Genomic DNA, 14,784 nt, shown 5'->3' with positions numbered 1-14,784 from the left:
CGCCCCGGGCCACACCGGCCGACGGGAACCGAGCGTCGGACCATCAATTTCCGGAGGCACCACCCATGGACATGGAAGTTACCGCGTGGACATCACTGCACAGCGCGATGAACGCCCAAGAGGACCGAAGGCCCCTTTCCCGCGCCACCCTGCGCCGCATCGGCTCCTTCGCCCGGCCGCACCGCCGCCGCCTGTACAGCTTCCTCTTGCTCAGTGTGGTCACCGCCCTGCTCGCCGTGGCCACTCCGGTGCTCGCCGGCCGCGTCGTCGACACGATCGTCCGGGACGGTGAGACCGGCACGGTCACCCGGCTCGCGCTGCTCATCGCCGTCATCGCCATCGCCGAGGCGGCGCTCGGTCTGCTCACCCGCCGGCTGTCGGCCACCCTCGGCGAGGGGCTGATCCTCGATCTCCGCACGGCGGTCTTCGACCACGTCCAGCGGATGCCGGTCGCCTTCTTCACCCGCACCCGGACCGGGGCGCTCGTCAGTCGCCTCAACAACGACGTCATCGGTGCCCAGCGGGCTTTCAGCAACACCCTCTCCGGCGTCGTCTCCAACCTCGTCACCCTGCTGCTGACTCTCGCCGTGATGCTCAGCATCTCGTGGCAGATCACCCTGCTCGCCCTCGTCCTGCTGCCGGTGTTCGTCGTTCCCGCCCGCCGGATGGGTTCCCGGATGGCGAAGCTGCAGCGCGAGGCCGCCAACCACAACGCCGCCATGGGCACCCAGATGACCGAACGCTTCTCCGCCCCCGGCGCGACCCTCGTCAAGCTCTTCGGGCGGCCCGCCGACGAGTCCGCCGAATTCGCCGCCCGCGCCCGCCGCGTGCGCGACATCGGCATCCGCACTGCCATGCTCCAGTCCGCGTTCATCACCGCTCTCACGCTGGTGTCCGCCCTGGCGCTCGCCCTGGTCTACGGACTCGGCGGCTATTACGCGCTGCGCGGCAGCCTCGACCCGGGAGCCCTCGTCGCCCTCGCCCTGCTCCTCACCCGCCTCTACGCCCCGCTGACCGCACTGGCCGGCGCCCGGGTCGAGGTGATGAGCGCCCTGGTGAGCTTCGAGCGGGTCTTCGAGATTCTCGACCTGGAACCGCTGATCGCCGAGAAGCCGGATGCCCGCCGGGTGCCGGACGGGCCGGTGTCCGTGGAGTTCGACGGGGTCTCCTTCGGCTACCCCTCCGCCGACAAGGTCTCCCTCGCCTCCCTCGAAGAGGTCGCGACCCTCGACCCCCGTGGTGGCACCACGGTTCTGCACGACGTCTCCTTCCGCGCCGAACCCGGACGGATGGTCGCCCTGGTCGGCTCCTCCGGCGCGGGCAAGTCCACGATGGCGCAGCTCCTGCCGCGGCTGTACGACGCGGACGCCGGTTCCATACGGCTGAACGGCGTCGACGTACGCGACCTGACCGCCGACTCGATCCGCGAGACCCTCGGCATGGTCACCCAGGACGGGCACCTCTTCCATGAATCCGTCCGCGCCAACCTGCTCCTCGCCCGGCCCGACGCCACCGAGGAGGACGTCTGGGACGCCCTGCGCCGGTCGCGGCTCGACGGGCTCGTGGCCTCGCTGCCCGACGGCCTCGACACCGTGGTCGGCGAACGCGGTTACCGGCTCTCGGGTGGCGAGCGCCAGCGGCTCACCATCGCCCGGCTGCTACTGGCCCGCCAGCGGGTCGTCATCCTGGACGAGGCGACCGCCCATCTCGACTCCACCTCCGAGGCAGCCGTCCAGGAAGCCCTGGCCGAGGCGCTGGAGGGCCGCACCGCCGTGGTGATCGCCCACCGGCTCTCGACCGTGCGGGCCGCCGACCTGATCCTGGTCATCGAGGAGGGCAGGATCGCCGAACGGGGAACCCACACCGAACTGCTGGCCGCCGCAGGCCGATACTCGGAGCTGTACCGCACCCAGTTCGAGCGCCCGGAGGCGGAGCAAGCGCAGCCCACCCGCTGACGGCCCCATGGGGCAAAGCGTCTGAGAACGCTCTCAAGTTGACGGCAGAAATATTCCTCGGTGCAGCAACCCATCCCCGTCCGGCGACCTTCCAGCGCAAGCGCAGGTCCACCCCCACCGCTCCACCAGGGATTGGGATCCATGACCAGCAGAGCCGATATTGCGCACCGCATACCGCCGCACTCTCACCCCCCGCCGCGCCCTCGTCGCGTTCGGCGCCGCCCTCGGCATGACCGGGGCCGCCCTCGCGGCGAACGTCACCCTGTCCACCACGGCGACCGCCGCCACCTGGCCCTCCGCCAACGGCAGCCAGCCCGTCACCGCCACCATCTCGCTGTCCGGTACGAAGGACTACGCGATGAAGCGCCTCTACGGCAGCGGCGCCCTCGGCACCGGTGACCAGGCCGAGGACCAGCTGCCGGTCCTTCACCCTGGCACCATCGACCTCGAGAACTCGCGCATCGGCGGAGCCGCTGGCCTGCCGCCGGTCCCCTTCACGGCGGAGTGATCTCGTCCAAGCGGGTAACCCGCGCAATCTCCACCGTCGAGGCTTCCGACGATCAAGGACCTGCCACACCCGACCCAGCGTCGCCGCATGCTCCGCCGCCGCCTCAATGACCTCCACCCGGTCGTAGCGCGACGGCACGGGTGGAGATCGGAGTAAGGAGCCGGTACGAGGACACCGTGTCATCCAGCCACTCACGGCCGAGCACATGCTGCGCAGTGACCTGCCCATGCCCGGACAGCACCGCGCCAGGACCTTCATGGACGAGAGCCGAAGGCACCGGGCCGAGCAGCCCCGTCTCCGCATCCAGAACCGCCGTGCCAGTTGGCCGGGTGATGCGCACGGTGTCCACCAGCACTACGGCCTCCAGGCGCTGCCGCTCCGCCTTCGTATCGATGGGTGTGCTCACGACGCGCTTCCACTGCTCTGCTTGTCCTGATCCAGCCAGGTCGTGCGCACCACGGCAAGCGTGGAGGTCTCCCCGATATCAAGTACCCCGCCAGGTACGGCCCACCGCCGCCGGATCGGCGGCGACCGTGATTGCCACCGTGTCCGCACGGGAGGCAACCGGCGCGGCAAGTGGAGTGAGCAGCTTGTACCGGGACTTGGAGTCGTCCACGTACGCCTGCCCTTCGAGGTGCAGCACGATGCCCGGACCACCCTCAGGGAAAACCCCGCCCGGCCCCTCGTACACAGTGACCGGTGGACCCGGCTCGTACTGACCAGTGTCCGGGTTGAACACCGGCGCACCCGGCCGGTACATCCTCACTGTGTCGGTAAGGATCTTCTTCTCGACCAACTCGCTGACAGCCCCCAGAGTCAGCCCCTCATTCACAGGAACGCTCATACGATCGAGCGTAGTTGGTGCCGCAGACAACCTGGTGCGCAGCGCAGATCGTCAACAGGCTTCCCTCAAAGAACCGGACCAAGCCAAGGGCCGGCTCACCCCCGCCTTCGCAGGGGGCACCGCCGCCCGGGGTCGGGCGGGGTCGGGCGGCGTCGTGGGCCGCGGTTCACCCCCGCCTTCGCGGGGAGCGCGACGTGCCGCCACGGCACCGAGTAGAGGGTCTTGCCGACCTTGACGTGTTCTCTGAACTTGATCACGATCTTGGGCTGTTGGTCTTGTCAGGCTCCATCGGAGGACTCAGCACGGGCATCCCATACACCGGTAGCGGCGGCCTTGCGGGCATACTCCGCGAAGTCATGGGGTGGTCGGCCGAGAATGCGCTCGACGGTGTCGGTCACGTTGGCCCTGCGGCCGTCGAAGACCTCGACCATCAGGCTGGCCAGTTTGCTCGCGTACTCGGTCGACACACCTCGTCCGGTCAGCGATGAGACGAACTGCTCGGGCGTGACCGGCAGATAACGAACCTCCCTGCGGGTCACCCTCGCTATCTCGCCGACGGCATCGGCGAAGGTGAGCAGTCGTGGTCCGGTCACTTCGTGGATCTGGCCAGCATGACCGTTCTCGGTCAGGGCCGCGACGGCGACATCCGCGATGTCCTCTGCGTCAACGAACGGTTCCGCTACATCGCCGACCGGAAGTGCGACCACACCGGCCCGGACCAGTTCTACGAGGAACGCCTCGCTGAAGTTCTGCGTGATGAACCCCGCCCGCACGACAGTCCACTCCGCACCCGACTCCCGCACCGCCTGTTCTCCAGGAGGTGGGCACGCGGTTGGTTGTCATGGTCGTTGCGCGGGTGGCCGTTTGAGGTCATTCGCGCATCGCGGCAAGAGGCACTGAGGGACGATGTCGACACCCGGCCTCAGATGCTGGGTGGGTGGGCGTTTGTCACTTCGAAGGTGAACCTTTCTTGCTTCGGTCCTGCGATCCAGCGATCAGGCCCTGGGGCTGCTGCGGTGTGTTCTGATCAAGGAATCGGGCATCGAGGTCGGCGATGCGTCTTTCGGCGAAGCGGAGGTTGGACCGGGCTCCCTCCAGCCGCTCCTGTAGCTTCCGGTGCTCCTGGGTGAGCTGGTGAACTCGATGCTTGAGTGTGCTGTTCTCGGTGACGAGCCGCTGGACGGATTCGCCGGGGACCATCTGGTCGAAGTAACGGATCTGGCCCAGCAGTTCGCCGATCTGCTGGCGCTGGGCGAGAACCTCTTTCTGCGTCCGGGACAGTTCCTCCTCGGCATTGAGTGCGCGTTCCCGCCAGGAGGCTTCGGTCCGCTCGTGCTCCGCTTGGCCTTCCCGGTCGTGGCGGCTGCGGCTGCTGACGGCGGCGTTTCTCACGAGGGCTCGGGCGTCGGTGTTCTCGTAGCAGAACGTGACCGACAGGCCAGCTCGCCCGGCGATGGCGCGGACCGTCAGCCGAACGCGCTCGCGACCAGGCCGAGACATACCTCCGAGACGGCGAACCCGACATCGCCGCGGAGACAGCCACACGCTCCCTCGACCTGGCCAGCCGGATCGACGCCCCCATGTGCGTGACGATGATCCGCGACCTCGAACCGGAGCTGTCGCGATACGCGCAGACCGCTTCCGTCGCCGAACTGCTCGAACGGCTCCGAGCCGTCGGCCGAAGCTCGTCACCGGCTGCCCACTCCTGCTTGCGGAGTTCGAACGGATGGCCGCGAACGCGTCCGCCGACTGCTGGCGATCTCCTTTGAGGGAGCAAGGGCCAGAGTTGCACGCGCGGTTACTCTCACAAACGAACCTTTGCCGGAGCAAGATCAAGAACGGCCACCGGGACCCCGTTGATCTTGAATCGGTTCTCAGAATCCGTTCTCACGCAAAGAGGCGAGTCGCCCCCTTCTGAGAAATGTTTGTGACAAAATCCAGGGCCATGGCGGACCTTCAAGAGCCTTCCCCGACCGACGCGGACGAAGCCGAGCGCCACCCCTGCCCCCGCTGCGGCGCCGAGCCAGGCTCGCCGTGCCGCTCGCGCGGCGGCGCCGTCGCCGGCACCTACCACACCGGCCGGTTCACCAAGGTGCCCCGGCTCGCCAAACTCCTGCGGGTGCCCACCCCGGCCGACCGGAGCCCGGGGCAGCCGTGGCGGCCCGGCACCCCGCCCCCGGCACCGATCGACCCGGACACCCCGAGCGCGGACATCCGCATCGGGTACGCGAGATGCTCGCACCTGAGCCAAGAGCTCCAGTCTCAGCTGGATGCCCTGGCCAAGCACGGCATCCCGAGAGACAAGATCTTCAGCGAGAAGATCAGCACCCGGGTGCGGGTGCGCCCGCAGTTCGAGGCCGCGCTCAAGGCCGCCCGGGAGATCAAGGCCCACGCCCCGCACTGCCGGGTCATCGTCACGGTGTACGAGATGAAACGACTGGGACGCGATGCCGCCGAGCTCACAGCCCTTGCGGACCACCTCACCGCGCACGGCCTGGTCCTGGAGATGCTCGCCGGCCCCCTCCAGGGCATGTACGACCCCAGCGGCGCCGGACGACTGCTGTTCGCCTTCTTCGCGGCGATGGCCGAGACCGAGCGGGAAAACATCCGCGAGTCGACACTCGAGGGGCTCGACACCGCGGCCCGCAAGGGCAAGCACGGCGGCCGGCCCCAGGTCATCACCGACGACATGCTGCACACCGTGCTCCGCCGCCGCGCGCTGGGCGAGTCCGTCGAGCAGATCCGCCCCGACCTGCTCATCCCCACCGGCAAGCGCAAGGGCCAGAACCCTTCCCTGGCCAGCATCTACCGGGCGCTCGCCGAGCACGCCACGCGTGAGGCGTACCCCGAAGCTGTCGAAGCCGCCCACGCCGACTTCGCCGCCCTTCAGACTGGCGAAGTTCCCGGACCCCGCCCCGCCCACCTTGACCGAGCGTCACTCTGACTACAGAGAACTACTCGTCACTTCGCGGCAGCTTCGGGAAAACCGGGCTGATCGGGAGCGTGAACCGCAGGCGGCTCGATGATGCGCAGCCGTGTGAATGGCACAGCTGAGGCAAGCGCAAGAGCGATCACTCCCACGAGCAAGAGGGCGAGCCAGACGCCCGAATTGTCGATGACGATTCCAGCTGCTGCGGACGCCAGCGATGCGCCGAGGTTTACGGAAGTGTTGATCCATGTCGACGCTTCCGTCCGGCTGGTTTCCGGAACGATGGTGTCGGCGATGAGGTACCCGGTAATCAGAGACGGAGCGAGGAAAAAGCCGACGAGTGCGAGGCCCGCAGCGAAGAGGCCGAGTGTGTCCAGCTGGGAGACGAGCACCGCGGCGAGCCCCATGCTGACGCACAGGGCGAACAGTCTCCTGCCGATTCCCCCCTTGAGGTTCAGCTGCCCATAGAGAAGTCCTCCGAGAGCACTTCCACCGGCAAAGGCCGCCAGGAGCCAGCCCGAAGCTGCGACAGCATCACGTTGCGCAGCAACTGCCGGCGCTGCGATCTCCGCAACGCCCAGTACACCACCGACGCCGAGGAGGACGATCAATACCCTTGCGAAACCTGGCTGTCGCAGCGGGCGATCACCTCGCGCGACGCCCCCTCCTGTTCCGCGAAGCGCCCCCGACGACGCGCTGGACGTCATCGCTACAGTGCCGAGGGAAACTACTGCCGCAGTCACCCAGAGCCCGACGCTGGGAGAACTGGCCACGATGACCGCAGTGATGATGACGGGGCCACCGACGAAAAGGAGATCTTCGCACACCGCGTCGATGCTGAATGCTTTTGTTCGCTGGTCACCGGCCGTCGTGAGCGACGCCCAGATCATTCGCATCGCCGCCCCCAGGGGTGGCGATGTCAGGCCGACCACCGCGCTGAGAATGACGAACCAGATATCCGCAACTCCCTCGGCTTCCGTGATGAGCGCGAGAGCGGTGAACCCTAATGCTTGGCCTGACGCCATAGTGGTGAGCGCGACTCGTTGACCGAATCGATCGACGGCCCGGGCGCGCCAAGGGGCGGCGATGACGTTGGCGATTCCGAACGTCGCTGTTGCGAAACCGGCTTGCGTGTACGAACCCGTGCTGTCTTGGACGGCGAGGAGGAGAGCAAGACCGCCCATCGCGAGAGCGGACCGACCGATCAGGGCGGGGAGGAAGGCGCGAAGCGCGCCAGGAAGCAGAAGCACTGCGAGCACGAAGAAGCTCCAATGATGTGCGACCGGCTCGTACGCGCGGCCGCCAAAGTCTGACGGTTTTCAAGGTCCGGAGGGCATGACAGACCACACCCTCAACGGATCAGAACCTGGGCGGGAGAGACCCAAGACCGTCAGATGAACATCACAATGAGCATCCGGAAAACTTAGCAGGCTGCGGCCTCCGACAGGCCGTGCGGGCCAGAGGCGGCCCCGGTATCCACGGCCAGCGGTCCGCCTACCAGACGGGGTGATGGTCCGGACCGGAATGGATGATCGCCGAACAGGCGGTTGGACGGGCTGAAAACATCGTGCGCGAGTCATGGTGACGATCAAGGAGCGCGCGGTGCCCACCAGCTTTTTGAGCGAGGACCAACGCAGGCGCTTCGGCCGGTTCGTGGAGGACCCGGACGAGGGGCAGCTCGCCGGTTCCTTCCTACTCGGACCCCAGATACGCATCACCCTCGGATGGGGTGGGGGCATGGGATTGAAGGTGGAGGAGTCGTTGCGCTGATGGTGGCCGCGTTGATGCGGGTCACAGGGGAGTCGCAACGGACGGTCGCTTCAGTCGCTGATGGGGGAGGGGCGGTGGATGCCGGAGAGGAACCTTGAGTTCGGGAGGTTCGGTGCCCGGGGCATCAGGGGCAGTGACGCCGTCGCCCGTAAGTTGAGTGACCGCCAAGCGCGGACTGATGGCACGCCTGAACCACCTGACGAAGTCGGTCCCCACCCGCAAGGCCGCCCAAGAAGCCGGGCTGAGGGTGAGCGAGCGGACGCTGAGGCGTGGCTGGAGGGCAAGCGCCAGCCCTCGAAGGCCAACCTGGAACGCATCGACGCCGCCTACCGGGTAGTACGTCGCCGCAACGTGGCCCGCCACCTCCTGCAGTGCCTCAACTCGCACGGCGGGACTCGGGTGGAGATCCACCCCCTCAACCAGTCCCAGGTGTCGCGCCCGCACCAGCGCGTCGTTGCGTACCGGACGATGAACATACGCCGCTGGGAGAGCATCGTCGGTTCCTGGGCGGCCGGTGACCACCAGGGTCTGGACGACGTGTGGGACGACACGATCGTGGACCTGGGCTCGCAGTGGGGCCAGTACGAATACGTCACCAACATGGGCTTCGCCGCATAGAAGCCGTTGTCGTACAGGCAGAATGACGGCATGGAACGCGTGACGGGCATAGGCGGCATCTTTTTCCGTGCCAGCGCCCCAGAGGCACTGGCCAGCTGGTATGAGACTCACCTCGGCGTTGGACGCCCACCGGATACCTACGATGAGCGGTCCTGGGAGACCGAGGCCGGGCCAACTGTGTTCGCGCCGCTCCCGAGCGGATCGGAGCATTTCCGCACGCCCGGACAGCAGTGGGCGATCAACTTCCGGGTTCGCGATCTCGATGCCATGGTGGCCCAGCTGCGGAGCGCGGGCATCCAGGCCGATGTTCATGAGCAGGACTACCCCAATGGCCGGTTCGCTGAGCTCAGCGACCCGGAGGGCACCCCGATCCAGCTCTGGGAACCCGCCGGTGCGGACGCCGTACGAGCATCGGACTGAGCAGCCGTTGTCGTACCGATCGGCGTGGTTGGCCGATTGAAACTCCCCACACGATCGAGAGGCCACAGGGCGCCTCATCCCTGCCTCGCCGGAGAGGAGTCCACGCCCACCAGCGGAAACGCAGCGATCATGTTCAGTAAGGCAACGGCTGCATGGAGCCCGCGCGATGAAGAAGGGCCGTGTCCCTTGGGATGCGGCCCCTCTTGGCTTTTTCGCGCGAGTGTCTACCGCAGGCTCCTGCCCGAGGCAGTAGAGGTCCAGCGTATGCCGAGTGCGTTGAGGTTGGTGCGGCGTTGTCGGGTGAGGTTGTCAGCGCGTCTGCGGGTGTTGTCGAGGAAGAGTCATGCCGAGTTTGATCTCCACGACCCCTCAGCACCGCCCTGACAGCCTTCTGTGCCACCTTCCGGTTCCAGGTGTTCGATGTGTTTTCTGGGTTACGTTCAGGTGGCCTCCGCGGGTGTGGAACTGGCGTGCGGCGCGGAGGTTGAGTGTCCATTTGTGGTCCTGGGTGCGTTTGACGGGCCGCTCGTCTTCCCCGGCTGCTTCGAGGCCGAGGACGTTCTCGAGGAGCCATTGCTGGGCGGGCAGCAGGCTGTCCCAGCCCAGGCGGCACGACATCACCCAGCGGCCGAGGTCCTCGCCCTGCACCAAGGCTTCGCCTGGAGACATCGGCACTGTCCCGCCGCCTTGGATGTGGGTTTGGGTGAGGCGGAAGCAGCGTTGCCATCCGGTGTCCCAGGTGGGGCACCAGGCGGGGTCGATTTCTGTGAGTGTGTGGTGTGGTGTCAGCGGGTTGGGCGGCAGCAGGTATGAACCCTCGTGAGGGGCGCTGCACTGCTCTTCGCGGGGCCGGTGGCAGGGTTTCATGGCTGTTATGAGTTGACCAAGTAGCTGTCATGTTCTGCGAGTTCGGCGTAACCCACCCGGTCGTTGGCTGACGTGTGAATGCCTATTCCTGTGCACATGGGTGAGCGGCACAGTGTGCTGGCAGGTGTGACTGCTCAGCCATCGTTGCCCACGGCCGCAGGTCCGGGGAGTAATCGTCAAGACCTGTGGATGAAATGAGCGTGGCTATTGGTCTCGTTTGCTACACGCGACAGGGATTCTGGTTGCTCATGCCTGCTGTTCACCGTCCGTGGCGAGCAGTTCGGTGAGGCGGCGGACGGCCGGCGTCGGCGAGTTCGATGGAAACGAGTGCGGAGGCGGCGAGGTGGTGCCGGTTCGCCAAGTACGACAGCTCATGCCCCGAGACCCCCGGAGATGTGACGGGCCGCCTCGTACGGGCCCATGTTCGTTCCCTTCACGAACGTGGTGAGGACGTACCGGCCGAACGGGTCGGTGAGCTTGGGATCGTTGCCGAGGGCGGCCCGAAGCGGCGCCACCACTCCATCCAGTACGCGGTCCGCGCGCAGATCACAATCAGCGCGCACTCCGGCATCCGGGCCTTGACTCCTGCTCCAGCCGCTTCGCCGACGGCCACTGCCCCTCGCCCGGTGCGGCTTGAGCGACGGAATGCCGGTCTTTGGGGCGATGGCGAGGACGACCTGGGTGATGCCGGAGATCGACAGCGGCCCGCGCCGGCCGGTGAACGGGCGGCCGGTGAACGGCCGGCCGGGTTCGCGGCCGCGCTGGTTGATCCAGCCAGAGATCAGTCGCCGCTGTCGCTGGTGACCTCGACGGCGGCACCGAGGTTCGGTGCCGCCCTCCTGGCGAGTTCGCCGGCATGGTCCCGATCCGCGCTCTCCGTCACGACGATGCCTACCGCCGATCCAGACACAGGATCACGTCGCAGAGTCGCGCCGACGACCGAGTACTGAGCGAGCACCGCCTCGTACGCGGCGATCGCCTCGGCCGGGAAATCGTCGCTGAAGCCGGTCTCCACCAAGAGCCCCGGCCCTTTGACCGCCAGGGCCATCACACCAGAAAGTGGCCGGTGCCGGTCGCCCTGGGCGACCATGTCCTTGAACACCGCCATTGCGCCGGTGGCATCGACCGCGGTGACCTCGGATTGCCAGCGCTCGGTTGCTTCTTTCCAGGGCGCATCATCGATGTCGGCGTCCGCCACACGGTCGTCGGCCGTCAATGACCGCCACAGCGCCAGGACCTCGCCGGTGCGCCCCTTGTCCGCGACAACGGTGAAGGTGACGCCATCCGCCGCGATCCGGCCGGTGACCGCCCCGTGACGGGCGACGTACTGCCCCATCTCGCCTGCAAGCTCGCTCATACGGTCGGCCGAAGTGCCGTCCTCGAGGATCAGCGTGCCGGTCGACGTTCCGCTGAAGGGCAGCGTGTTGTTTTTGGTGGTGCGGATTTTCGCCACGTCCGGCGTGCCGGCCCAGCTCTCTTCGAAATCCGCGGCGAGTGCCGTGCCCTTGTCGATGGCGCAGCCGGTCAACAAGGTCAGGCCCAGCATGAACGGAATGATCGGTATCGGGCACCGCAGGGCGTTTCTTCTCAGTGCCGTCTCCTTCAAAGCGAGTGAGCCGGCCAGGGCCGATCAGCCCCGGGCCTGGCCTGCGGTGGTCGCGACCAGCTCCAGCTTATGGCTCCTGTTTCGTCGACGGTGAGCGGGTTTGCCTTCTTGGCCGAGGCGAAGCCGCACGGCTGATCCCCAGGTTCTCCAGCGGTACATACGCCGGCGCCTCGTCAATTCGCAGCGGGAGCGGGCGGATTGAGGCCACGTGCCGCGCCTGGCGGCAATTGTGCCGGGGTCCGGAGTGCGCCGGTTGGTTCGCCGTTGGTCAATTGGGCGGGGTGGGCGGCCCCTGACGAGGACCGTCCGGAGCCGTCAGTTCCTGAAGTCTGGCCGTGGCCGACCGTTGTGGCGCAGCCGGAGCCGACGCCGGGGGTGCGAGCGCAGCACCGGATGGAGGTTCCAGCCCCGCTCCGCGGCGACGCGCAAAACGTAACCGGCGCCGGCGCCCCGGAAGTAGTGTGCTCCGAGTTCCAGGTCGCGGTGGTACTCGCGACGGTACTGGGAGGTCTCCACTCGCCGGGTCTGCTTCTCGATGCGCCGGTCCACGCGCGCCTGGTAGTACGCCGTGTCGCCCTCCCGCACCAGCGCCACCGGGGTCACGCACCAGAGCGGGACGAACGGCACCCGGCCCAGCGTGGCATCCAGCACCCGTATCGCGCCGTTCTCGGCACGCGGCACCATGTAGACGATCAGCTCGGCCACCGTCGCTACGCAGCAGAAGCAGATAGCGAGGAAGACCCACACGACCCACCACAGCGGCAGGAACACCAGGGTCAAGGGGAGAAGCAGCAGCCGGCGCAGTGCGGCCGGGCGGACGGGAAGCGGCCCCCAGGCCGGGTCCTCGTAGTCATGCACGGATGGTGTCTTCCCCTCGGGTTCGCCATCGCTCGGCGGTGGGCCCGTGAGTGTACGCCGGGGCCGACCCGCACGGAGCGGCGGGCCGTGCCGGCTCTCGGCATCAGCGTGGGTCCGGCCGGTGTCTCCCTTCTTCTTGGTCACGGCGTCCGGCGCGTCGGCGATGCACTCGCCGTAGAAGCCCTTCTTGGCGGCCCTCGCCATGAGCACAGGCATGCGCGGCGCTGGTCAGAGCAGCGCTAGGACGACGTCCCGTCTCCTTGACCTGCGGCGCCCCAGCGCCGCACGAGGTCGGCCCTCGCCGACACCGGGGTCATGCCCGAGACCACCGTTGCCGCACCGCTCACCCCGCTCACCCCGCACACGGTGATGGCCACTTCAACTACATCCGGGCGGTAGAAGCCGAAGACACCGCAGCCGCAGCCGAGGTCACGGCCAAGGAGCCGTAACGGTGACGGAGTTCCTCGCTCACGCGGTCATCGTGTCTCGCTGACTTCATCGCTGGGGCTCGATCTGAGACGACCGATTGGTGTCGGTGCGTACGTGCGCACGCAGCCCTTGCAGGCCGAACAGGATGAGAAGCTCGACCACGCCGCCATCGGCGCTGCCCAGCCAGTGCGGCAAGGACGTGTCGAACTCGGCTGCCTCACCGGGCGGCAACGTCAGGTCGCGCTCGCCGATCAAGAGCCGCAGGTGACCGTTGAGCACGTAGAGCCATTCGAAGCCTTCATGGGTCTGCGGGGTCGGTTCGAGCGGTTCCGGCCGGGCAGGGATGATCATCTTGAAGGCGTGCACCCCGCCCGGTCGCCGGGACAGGGGCACGAAGGTCATTCCGTACCGTCTGATCGGCTTGAGGTGGATCCGAGGGTCGCCGGTGCGCGGGGCACCGACGAGGTCGTCCAGCGGAACGTCGTAGATACGGGCCAGCGGCAGCAGCAATTCCAGGCTCGGCCGGCGCTGCCCGCTCTCCAGCCGGGACAGGGTGCTCTCCGACACCCCGGTCGTCGCCGCGAGGTCGGCGAGGGTGATGCCGCGGTCACGGCGCAGTGCACGAAGCCGCGGTCCCACCGCGTCGAGCACGTTGTCGTCCGTCTTGTGGTCCATGAGGCCCATCTTGCCGTTACCGCAAGTTTTCGTGCCAGGTCGTGGTGCGCCTGGCAAGACTGGGCGCCCACCGACACAAGGAGTCTTGATGCGCACCACCGATGCGGTCGCGTTCTGGGACGGCGTCTATGCGGCCCGGCCGGCAGCCGGCAACCCGCAGCCGAATGCTCGCCTCACCGAGACGGTGACGGGCCTGCCGCCCGGTGACGCGTTGGACCTCGGATGCGGCAACGGCGGCGACGCGCTGTGGCTCGCCGGCCAGGGGTGGCAGGTCACCGCCGCCGACATCTCGGCCGTGGCGGTCGAGCGGCTCGCCGCCCTCGCCCGCTCACACGGCCTGGGCGACCGTGTCATCACCGTGCGGTACGACTTGCACAAGTCTTTCCCGCCCGGCGGATTCGACCTGATCTGCGCCCACTACCTGCATACCCCCTGTGACCTGGCCCGGGCAACCGTCCTGCGCTCGGCCGCGCACGCCCTGCGCCCGGGCGGGCGGCTGCTGGTCGTCGACCACGGCTCGGCCGCGCCATGGTCGTGGAAGCAGGACCCCGATACGCAGTACCGGAGCCCGCAGGAGGTCGCCGCTGCTATCGATCTGGACCCGGAGACATGGACGGTCGAGCGGGCTGACGCACCACGCCGGATCGCGACTGGACCGGGTGGGCGCACCGCCGAGGTCACCGACCATGTCCTCCTCATCCGCCGCACCGCCTGACACGGTGGCCGGCGCCGCGCCCCCGACGAAGGAAGGCGACCACTGTTGCCCAGCAACATGCGCCACAACCGCCGCGGCGACACCCCGCCGCCCCGGACCGGAAGCAGCGAGACCGAGGTCCTGCGCGGACTCCTCGACTACCTCCGGACTTCGATCGCCACGAAGGTCGACGGCGCCCCCGAGCCGCAGGTGCGAACAGCCGCAGTGGCGTCAGGCACGAACCTGCTCGGCCTGCTCAACCACCTGACTTCCGTCGAGCGCTCGATGTTTCTCGGTGACGACGTCACTGACTGGCAGGCGACGTTCCAGGCCGCACCGGCGGACAGCGTGGCCGATATCGTGGCCCGCTACCAAGAGACGGTCGAGCGCGCGAACGACGTTCTCGACGGGTGCACCGATCTCGGCGCTCCGGTCCCTCGACCGCGGCCGGGGCGCCCCGGTCCCAGCGTCCGCTGGGCACTGACCCACATGATCGAGGAGACCGGCCGTCACGCGGGCCACGCGGATATTCTCCGCGAACTGATCGACGGCTCGACCGGCCGCTGATCCACCCTATCCACGCGGACGAGGTGAGGGGGGCTCAGCAGGTG

At 67.8% G+C, this 14,784-nt stretch carries 16 protein-coding genes and 1 pseudogene; 8 read left to right on the top strand and 9 right to left on the bottom strand.

The window, feature by feature from the left end:
• The first annotated feature begins 65 nt into the window (after positions 1-65).
• Positions 66-1,955: an ABC transporter ATP-binding protein gene (locus ACIHCQ_RS35630; protein WP_399672099.1), complete on the top strand. Its 1,890-nt coding sequence runs from the start codon at positions 66-68 to the stop codon at positions 1,953-1,955.
• A 160-nt stretch (positions 1,956-2,115) separates the two neighbouring features.
• Positions 2,116-2,463: a hypothetical protein gene (locus tag ACIHCQ_RS35625; protein WP_399672097.1), complete on the top strand. Its 348-nt coding sequence runs from the start codon at positions 2,116-2,118 to the stop codon at positions 2,461-2,463.
• A gap of 103 nt (positions 2,464-2,566) precedes the next feature.
• On the opposite strand, the gene ACIHCQ_RS35620 is transcribed toward ACIHCQ_RS35625, so the two are convergent.
• The 4 genes from ACIHCQ_RS35620 to ACIHCQ_RS35605 all read right to left on the bottom strand — a co-directional run bounded on the left by ACIHCQ_RS35620 (position 2,567) and on the right by ACIHCQ_RS35605 (position 4,807).
• Positions 2,567-2,869: a DUF6093 family protein gene (locus ACIHCQ_RS35620; protein WP_399672095.1), complete on the bottom strand. Its 303-nt coding sequence runs from the start codon at positions 2,867-2,869 to the stop codon at positions 2,567-2,569.
• 78 nt (positions 2,870-2,947) lie between these two features.
• A complete protein-coding gene (locus tag ACIHCQ_RS35615; protein ID WP_399672093.1) occupies positions 2,948-3,307 on the bottom strand; it encodes a DUF6093 family protein in 360 nt (119 codons plus the stop codon).
• Positions 3,308-3,585: 278 nt separating this feature from the next.
• Positions 3,586-4,110, bottom strand: a complete 525-nt coding sequence (locus ACIHCQ_RS35610; protein WP_399672091.1) for a hypothetical protein — start codon at positions 4,108-4,110, stop codon at positions 3,586-3,588.
• A gap of 145 nt (positions 4,111-4,255) precedes the next feature.
• Entirely contained in the window at positions 4,256-4,807 is a 552-nt protein-coding gene (locus ACIHCQ_RS35605; RefSeq protein ID WP_399672089.1) for a hypothetical protein, read from the bottom strand.
• A gap of 445 nt (positions 4,808-5,252) precedes the next feature.
• Between ACIHCQ_RS35605 and ACIHCQ_RS35600 the strand changes: the two genes are divergently transcribed.
• Positions 5,253-6,251 carry a recombinase family protein gene (locus ACIHCQ_RS35600; RefSeq protein ID WP_399672087.1) on the top strand — a complete coding sequence of 333 codons (999 nt, stop codon included), beginning with the start codon at positions 5,253-5,255 and terminating at the stop codon, positions 6,249-6,251.
• Positions 6,252-6,268: 17 nt separating this feature from the next.
• Here the strand turns inward: ACIHCQ_RS35600 and ACIHCQ_RS35595 are convergent, their stop codons facing one another.
• The gene (locus ACIHCQ_RS35595; RefSeq protein ID WP_399672085.1) at positions 6,269-7,495 is read right to left on the bottom strand and encodes an MFS transporter; all 1,227 of its coding nucleotides are present in this window, start codon (positions 7,493-7,495) and stop codon (positions 6,269-6,271) included.
• A gap of 343 nt (positions 7,496-7,838) precedes the next feature.
• Here ACIHCQ_RS35595 and ACIHCQ_RS35590 point away from each other — a divergent pair, with 343 nt between their 5' ends.
• From ACIHCQ_RS35590 to ACIHCQ_RS35580, 3 genes and pseudogenes are all read left to right on the top strand, one after another.
• The gene (locus tag ACIHCQ_RS35590) at positions 7,839-8,006 is read left to right on the top strand and encodes a hypothetical protein (RefSeq protein ID WP_399672083.1); all 168 of its coding nucleotides are present in this window, start codon (positions 7,839-7,841) and stop codon (positions 8,004-8,006) included.
• A 78-nt stretch (positions 8,007-8,084) separates the two neighbouring features.
• Positions 8,085-8,624: pseudogene (locus ACIHCQ_RS35585) on the top strand (transcriptional regulator).
• A gap of 30 nt (positions 8,625-8,654) precedes the next feature.
• Positions 8,655-9,044, top strand: coding sequence for a VOC family protein (locus tag ACIHCQ_RS35580; protein WP_399672081.1), 390 nt, complete (start codon positions 8,655-8,657; stop codon positions 9,042-9,044).
• 1,238 nt (positions 9,045-10,282) lie between these two features.
• Here the strand turns inward: ACIHCQ_RS35580 and ACIHCQ_RS35575 are convergent.
• The 4 genes from ACIHCQ_RS35575 to ACIHCQ_RS35560 all read right to left on the bottom strand — a co-directional run bounded on the left by ACIHCQ_RS35575 (position 10,283) and on the right by ACIHCQ_RS35560 (position 13,479).
• Positions 10,283-10,474, bottom strand: a complete 192-nt coding sequence (locus ACIHCQ_RS35575; RefSeq protein WP_399672079.1) for a hypothetical protein — start codon at positions 10,472-10,474, stop codon at positions 10,283-10,285.
• A 218-nt stretch (positions 10,475-10,692) separates the two neighbouring features.
• Complete coding sequence (locus ACIHCQ_RS35570; protein WP_399672077.1) at positions 10,693-11,457, bottom strand: hypothetical protein; 765 nt, start codon at positions 11,455-11,457, stop codon at positions 10,693-10,695.
• 375 nt (positions 11,458-11,832) lie between these two features.
• On the bottom strand, positions 11,833-12,579 hold the full coding sequence (locus ACIHCQ_RS35565) for a hypothetical protein (protein WP_399672075.1): 747 nt from the start codon (positions 12,577-12,579) through the stop codon (positions 11,833-11,835).
• A 291-nt stretch (positions 12,580-12,870) separates the two neighbouring features.
• Positions 12,871-13,479, bottom strand: coding sequence for a helix-turn-helix domain-containing protein (locus tag ACIHCQ_RS35560; protein ID WP_399672073.1), 609 nt, complete (start codon positions 13,477-13,479; stop codon positions 12,871-12,873).
• Between the two features lie 88 nt (positions 13,480-13,567).
• Between ACIHCQ_RS35560 and ACIHCQ_RS35555 the strand changes: the two genes are divergently transcribed.
• Together ACIHCQ_RS35555 and ACIHCQ_RS35550 are read left to right on the top strand one after the other, a co-directional pair.
• Entirely contained in the window at positions 13,568-14,194 is a 627-nt protein-coding gene (locus ACIHCQ_RS35555) for an SAM-dependent methyltransferase (RefSeq protein ID WP_399672071.1), read from the top strand.
• Positions 14,195-14,251: 57 nt separating this feature from the next.
• Positions 14,252-14,740: a DinB family protein gene (locus ACIHCQ_RS35550; protein WP_399672234.1), complete on the top strand. Its 489-nt coding sequence runs from the start codon at positions 14,252-14,254 to the stop codon at positions 14,738-14,740.
• The last annotated feature ends 44 nt before the right edge of the window (positions 14,741-14,784 follow it).

This window comes from Streptomyces sp. NPDC052236 (assembly GCF_044548015.1).
Taxonomy (GTDB): domain Bacteria; phylum Actinomycetota; class Actinomycetes; order Streptomycetales; family Streptomycetaceae; genus Streptomyces.
This window is presented reverse-complemented; position numbering and strand designations above follow the sequence as displayed.

Excerpts from the sequence above, each read along its gene's own strand:
- ACIHCQ_RS35630 (WP_399672099.1), top strand. The coding sequence starts at position 66 with ATGGACATGGAAGTTACCGCGTGGACATCACTGCACAGCGCGATGAAC.
- ACIHCQ_RS35615 (WP_399672093.1), bottom strand. The coding sequence starts at position 3,307 with ATGAGCGTTCCTGTGAATGAGGGGCTGACTCTGGGGGCTGTCAGCGAG.
- ACIHCQ_RS35605 (WP_399672089.1), bottom strand. The coding sequence starts at position 4,807 with ATGTCTCGGCCTGGTCGCGAGCGCGTTCGGCTGACGGTCCGCGCCATC.
- ACIHCQ_RS35600 (WP_399672087.1), top strand. The coding sequence starts at position 5,253 with ATGGCGGACCTTCAAGAGCCTTCCCCGACCGACGCGGACGAAGCCGAG.
- ACIHCQ_RS35580 (WP_399672081.1), top strand. The coding sequence starts at position 8,655 with ATGGAACGCGTGACGGGCATAGGCGGCATCTTTTTCCGTGCCAGCGCC.
- ACIHCQ_RS35570 (WP_399672077.1), bottom strand. The coding sequence starts at position 11,457 with ATGCTGGGCCTGACCTTGTTGACCGGCTGCGCCATCGACAAGGGCACG.
- ACIHCQ_RS35565 (WP_399672075.1), bottom strand. The coding sequence starts at position 12,579 with ATGGCGAGGGCCGCCAAGAAGGGCTTCTACGGCGAGTGCATCGCCGAC.
- ACIHCQ_RS35560 (WP_399672073.1), bottom strand. The coding sequence starts at position 13,479 with ATGGACCACAAGACGGACGACAACGTGCTCGACGCGGTGGGACCGCGG.
- ACIHCQ_RS35555 (WP_399672071.1), top strand. The coding sequence starts at position 13,568 with ATGCGCACCACCGATGCGGTCGCGTTCTGGGACGGCGTCTATGCGGCC.
- ACIHCQ_RS35550 (WP_399672234.1), top strand. The coding sequence starts at position 14,252 with ATGCGCCACAACCGCCGCGGCGACACCCCGCCGCCCCGGACCGGAAGC.